The organism is Arthrobacter agilis, from assembly GCF_002953615.1.
Lineage (GTDB): Bacteria > Actinomycetota > Actinomycetes > Actinomycetales > Micrococcaceae > Arthrobacter_D > Arthrobacter_D agilis_B.
Genome location: NZ_CP024915.1, coordinates 570,541 through 575,098, shown reverse-complemented (window position 1 = coordinate 575,098; position 4,558 = coordinate 570,541). Strand labels below are relative to the sequence as shown.

Sequence of the window (4,558 nt, the reverse complement as noted above, 5' to 3'; positions counted from 1 at the left end):
CCCGTCGGGCTCTAGGCGTTCGCGGCCTCCGCCTCCTTCACGGGCACTCCCGTTCCGGCGACCGGGAAGCCGTCCGGTTCGGCGTCGGGCACCTGGGCCGTCGCCTCGGCGTCGTGTTTCGACGGCGCCGTGTGCGTGCTCGGCTCGAACCGGACGATGATCTGCTTCGACGTGGGGGTGTTGCTGCCCTGTGCCACCTCCTCGAGGGGCACCAGCACGTTCGCCTCGGGATAGTACGACGCCGCGCAACCGCGGGCGGTCGGGTACGAGACGACGCGGTAGGCGCGGAGCACGCGCTGCACGCCGTCGTCGTACACGCCGTGGATGTCCACGTTCTGGCCGTCCTTGAGGCCGAGTTCGGCGATGTCCTCGGGATTGATGAACACCACGTGCCGGCCCTTCTTGATGCCGCGGTAGCGGTCGTTGTTGCCGTAGATGGTGGTGTTCCACTGGTCGTGAGCGCGCAGGGACTGCAGGATCAGCGTCCCCTCGGGGCGCTCGAGGTACTCGAGGTCGTTGACGGTGAGGACGGCCTTGCCCGTGGGGGTGTTGAACGTGCGCGAGTCGCGCGGACCGTTCGCCAGGATGAAGCCGCCGTCCTGCCGGATCTTCCGGTTGTAGTCCTCGCAGCCCTCGACCACGTGCGCGATGTGCTCGCGGATGAGGTCGTAGTCCTTCTCGAAGCCCTCCCAGTCGGCGTCGATCTTCCCGTCGATCGTCGCGCGGGCGAGACGACTGATGATGGCGGGCTCGGAGAGCAGGTTCTCCGAGACGGGCTCCACGCTGCCCCAGGAGGGGTGCACCGCGCACACGGTGTCCTCGACCGAGACGAACTGGACGCCCGTGGCCTGGCGGTCGATCTCGGTGCGGCCCCTGCACGGCAGGATCAGCGCCTCCTTGCCCGTGACGAGGTGCGAGCGGTTGAGCTTGATCGAGATCTGCACGGTCATGTCGGTGTTCTCGAACGCCTTCTCGGCCACCTGCGTGTCCGAGATGGCCGCGACGAGGTTCCCGCCGAGCGCCACGAGCACCTTGACCTTGCCGTCGCGCATGCGCCGGATCGACTCCACGGCGTCGGCGCCGTGTTCCCGGGGCGGCTCGAAGCCGAACTCCTTGCCGAGCGCGTCCATGAACACCGGCGGCATCTGCTCCCAGATGCCCATGGTGCGGTCGCCCTGCACGTTGCTGTGGCCGCGGATGGGGGAGGCGCCCGCACCCGGCTTGCCCATGTTGCCGCGCAGCAGCAGGAGGTTGATCATCTCCTTGATGGTGGCGACACCCTTCTTCTGCTGGGTGATGCCCATGGCCCAGGTGATGATCACCTTGTCGGCGGCGATGTACCGGGCGGCGAGCTCGTCGATCTCCTCCGTGCGCAGGCCCGTGGCTTCGAGGACGGTGGCCTCGTCGAGGGTCAGCAGGTAGTCGCGCAGCTCGTCCAGGCCCTCGCAGTGCTCCTCGAGGAAGGCGTGGTCCAGGACCGTGCCGGGGTTCTTCGCCTCGGCCTCGAAGACGCGCTTGGACACGGCCTGCAGGAGTGCCATGTCGCCGCCGAGGCGGATCTGGAGGAACTGGTCCGCGATCTCGGTGCCCTTGCCGATGACGCCCCGGACCAGCTGCGGGTTCTTGTAGCGCTTGAGCGATGCCTCGGGAAGGGGGTTGACGGCGACGATCTGCCCGCCGCTGCGCTTGCAGGCCTCCAGTTCGGTCAGCATGCGCGGGTGGTTGGTGCCCGGGTTCTGCCCCATGACGATGATGAGGTCCGCGTCCGCGTAGTCGTCGAACGTGACGGTCGCCTTGCCGATGCCGATGGTCTGGCCCATGGCCCAGCCGGAGGACTCGTGGCACATGTTGGAGCAGTCGGGGAGGTTGTTGGTGCCGTAGGCGCGGGCGAACAGCTGGTACAGGAACGCCGCCTCGTTCGAGGTGCGGCCACTGGTGTAGAAGGCCGCCTCGTCGGGGGAGTCGAGGCTCTTCAGCTTGTTCCCGACGATCTCGAAGGCCTCGTCCCAGCTGACCGGGCGGTAGTGGTCCTCGCCGGCCGGCTTGTAGACGGGCTCGACGAGGCGTCCCTGCATGCCCAGCCAGTAGTCGGAATGCGAGCGCAGGTCGCTGAGGGAGTGCTCGGACCAGAAGTCGGAGGAGATGACGACGGGCGTCGCTTCCCAGGTGACGGCCTTGGCGCCGTTCTCACAGAATTCGAAGGTCTTGCGCTTGTTCGGGTCCGGCCAGGCGCAGCTCGGGCAGTCGAACCCGTCCTTGTGGTTCATCTTGAGGACGGTCTTCAGGGTGCGCTCCACGCCCATGTGCTCCAGTGCGGGCTTCATGGAGTGGTAGACGCCGGGAATGCCGGCCGCCCACTCCTTCGGCCGCTTCTCGACCCGCAGCTCGCTCTCGTCGACTTCTTCTACACGGGGTTCCTTGCGCGTCATGGCGAACGTCCTCTTCCGTGGCCCGGGTGCGGGCACTCCTCGACAGGTGGTCCGGCCTGCCCTTGTGTATCAGGCCTAACAGGGGGTGAGCCGGGACCGCAAGTATCCGGCGCAGTCGGCCGGCCTCCTTGACGCGGCGTCGTCCGCAGATCCGGGCGGTTGCGGGACGGGCAGACCCGCCGCTGCACAGTATGCGACGACGGTGGATGTGCGGTCCACCGGTTCCAGGGACGGAAAGGAGGTTGAAGGCGACGGGCCGCGAGGTGTTTATTTAGTTGACCTAACGAAACGGCAGGCGTAAAGTTACTTAGAGCAACGAAGTATATGAGGCCAGGAGTTCCACATGTCGGTAGCGCAGCACACGGCCGCAGAGCTGGTGCACAACATCTTCGATCTGCAGCGTGCCCTGCGGGGAGTGACGGCTGCCGCCATGAAGTACTCCGAGCTGGGACCGGCCCACACCGGCGTCCTGTTCTTCATCGGGGAGGGCGGCCCGATGCGCGCCTCGGCGCTCGCGGGCAGGCTCGGCATCGGGCCATCCGCGCTGAGCAGGCAGCTCGCGGACCTCGAGCAGTTCGGCTTCGTGGTCCGCACCCCGGACCCGCTGGACGGGCGGGCCTGCCTGCTCTCGCTGTCGGGAGAGGGCCGGACGTACCTCGCCGAAACCTATGAGCACAGGGCCGAGGCCCTGCGGGAGATCCTCTCCGACTGGACCGAGAGCGAAGCCGAGGCGGCGTCGTCGTCCGTACGGCACCTCACGGCCGCCCTCCGCTCCGCAGCCTCGCACCCTGGCGGGCCGGCACACCCCGTCCCTCAGGATCCACTCCGCACCACCGCACACCGCACGGGCAACGACGGCCGTCACCACCTGGACCCCGCGTCCGAGACTCCGAAGGAAGAACTCTGATGGCCACCCATCCCACCGAGGCGAAGGTCGCCGAAGCCGCTGCACGGCAGCCGGCCGACGCCGCCCACCACCGCAGCAGCGAGCCCATGAGCCACAAGCAGATCCTGCAGGCCCTCACGGGCCTGCTCGCCGGCCTGTTCACGGCGATCCTGAGCAGCACCATCGTCGCGAACGCGCTGCCCACGATCATGAGCGACCTCAACGGCTCCCAGACGGACTTCGCCTGGGTCATCACCGCCGCGCTGCTCGCCAACGCGGCGACCACGCCGATCTGGGGCAAGTTCTCGGACCTGTTCGACAAGAAGGTCCTGGTGCAGGTCAGCATCGTCATCTTCGTCGCAGGCTCGGTGCTCGCGGGATTCGCCCACACCATCCCGCTGCTCCTCACCGCCCGCGTCATCCAGGGCATCGCCATGGGTGGCCTCACCGCCCTCGCGCAGGCCATCATCGGCACCATCATCGCGCCGCGTGAGCGCGGCCGGTACTCCGGCTACATGGGTGGCGTCATGGCCGTCGCGACCGCCGGCGGACCGCTGCTCGGCGGCTTCATCGTGGACTCGCCGCTCGGCTGGCGCTGGACGTTCTTCGTCTGCGTCCCGCTCGCGATCATCGCCCTGGTGCTGCTGCAGGTCACCCTGAAGCTCCCCGACACGCGCCGCAAGGCACGGATCGACTGGCTCGGTTCCATCCTGCTGACCGCCGGTGTGAGCCTGCTCCTCATCTGGGTCTCCTTCGCCGGCAAGGAGGGCTACTACGAGTGGTTCTCCCGCGAGAGCGCCCTGATGGTGGGTGGCAGCGTGATCCTGCTGGCCCTCCTGCTCGTCGTCGAGGCGAAGGTGGCCGAGCCCATCATCCCGCTCACGATCATCTCCGAGCGCACCACGGCCCTGGCGATCATCGCCTCGATCGCGGTCGGCATCGCCCTGTTCGCCAGCTCGAGCTACCTGGGCCAGTACTACCAGGTGGCCCGCGGCGCCACGCCCACCGAGGCCGGCCTGCTCACGCTCCCGATGATCGCCGGAAACCTGATCGGTTCCATCGGTGCGGGACAGCTCGTCACCAAGTACGGCAAGTGGAAGAGGTACCTCATCGCGGGCGCCCTGTTCCTCATCGCGGGCCTGGGCCTCGCCGGCACCATCGACCACCTGACGGAACTGTGGCTCGTCGGCATCTACACCTTCGTGTTCGGCCTCGGCCTGGGGCTCATGCTGCAGAACCTCGT

General features: G+C 67.8%; 3 protein-coding genes. 2 read left to right on the top strand and 1 reads right to left on the bottom strand.

Annotation, left to right across the window (positions count from 1 at the left end):
- Positions 1 to 11 precede the first annotated feature (11 nt).
- Positions 12 to 2,429: an FdhF/YdeP family oxidoreductase gene (locus CVO76_RS02795; RefSeq protein ID WP_208740590.1), complete on the bottom strand. Its 2,418-nt coding sequence runs from the start codon at positions 2,427 to 2,429 to the stop codon at positions 12 to 14.
- 343 nt (positions 2,430 to 2,772) lie between these two features.
- Here CVO76_RS02795 and CVO76_RS02790 point away from each other — a divergent pair, with 343 nt between their 5' ends.
- Together CVO76_RS02790 and CVO76_RS02785 are read left to right on the top strand one after the other, a co-directional pair.
- Entirely contained in the window at positions 2,773 to 3,336 is a 564-nt protein-coding gene (locus tag CVO76_RS02790) for a MarR family winged helix-turn-helix transcriptional regulator (protein WP_133082865.1), read from the top strand.
- An 86-nt stretch (positions 3,337 to 3,422) separates the two neighbouring features.
- On the top strand, positions 3,423 to 4,558 hold a 1,136-nt coding region (locus CVO76_RS02785; RefSeq protein ID WP_208741681.1), incomplete at its 3' end, for an MFS transporter.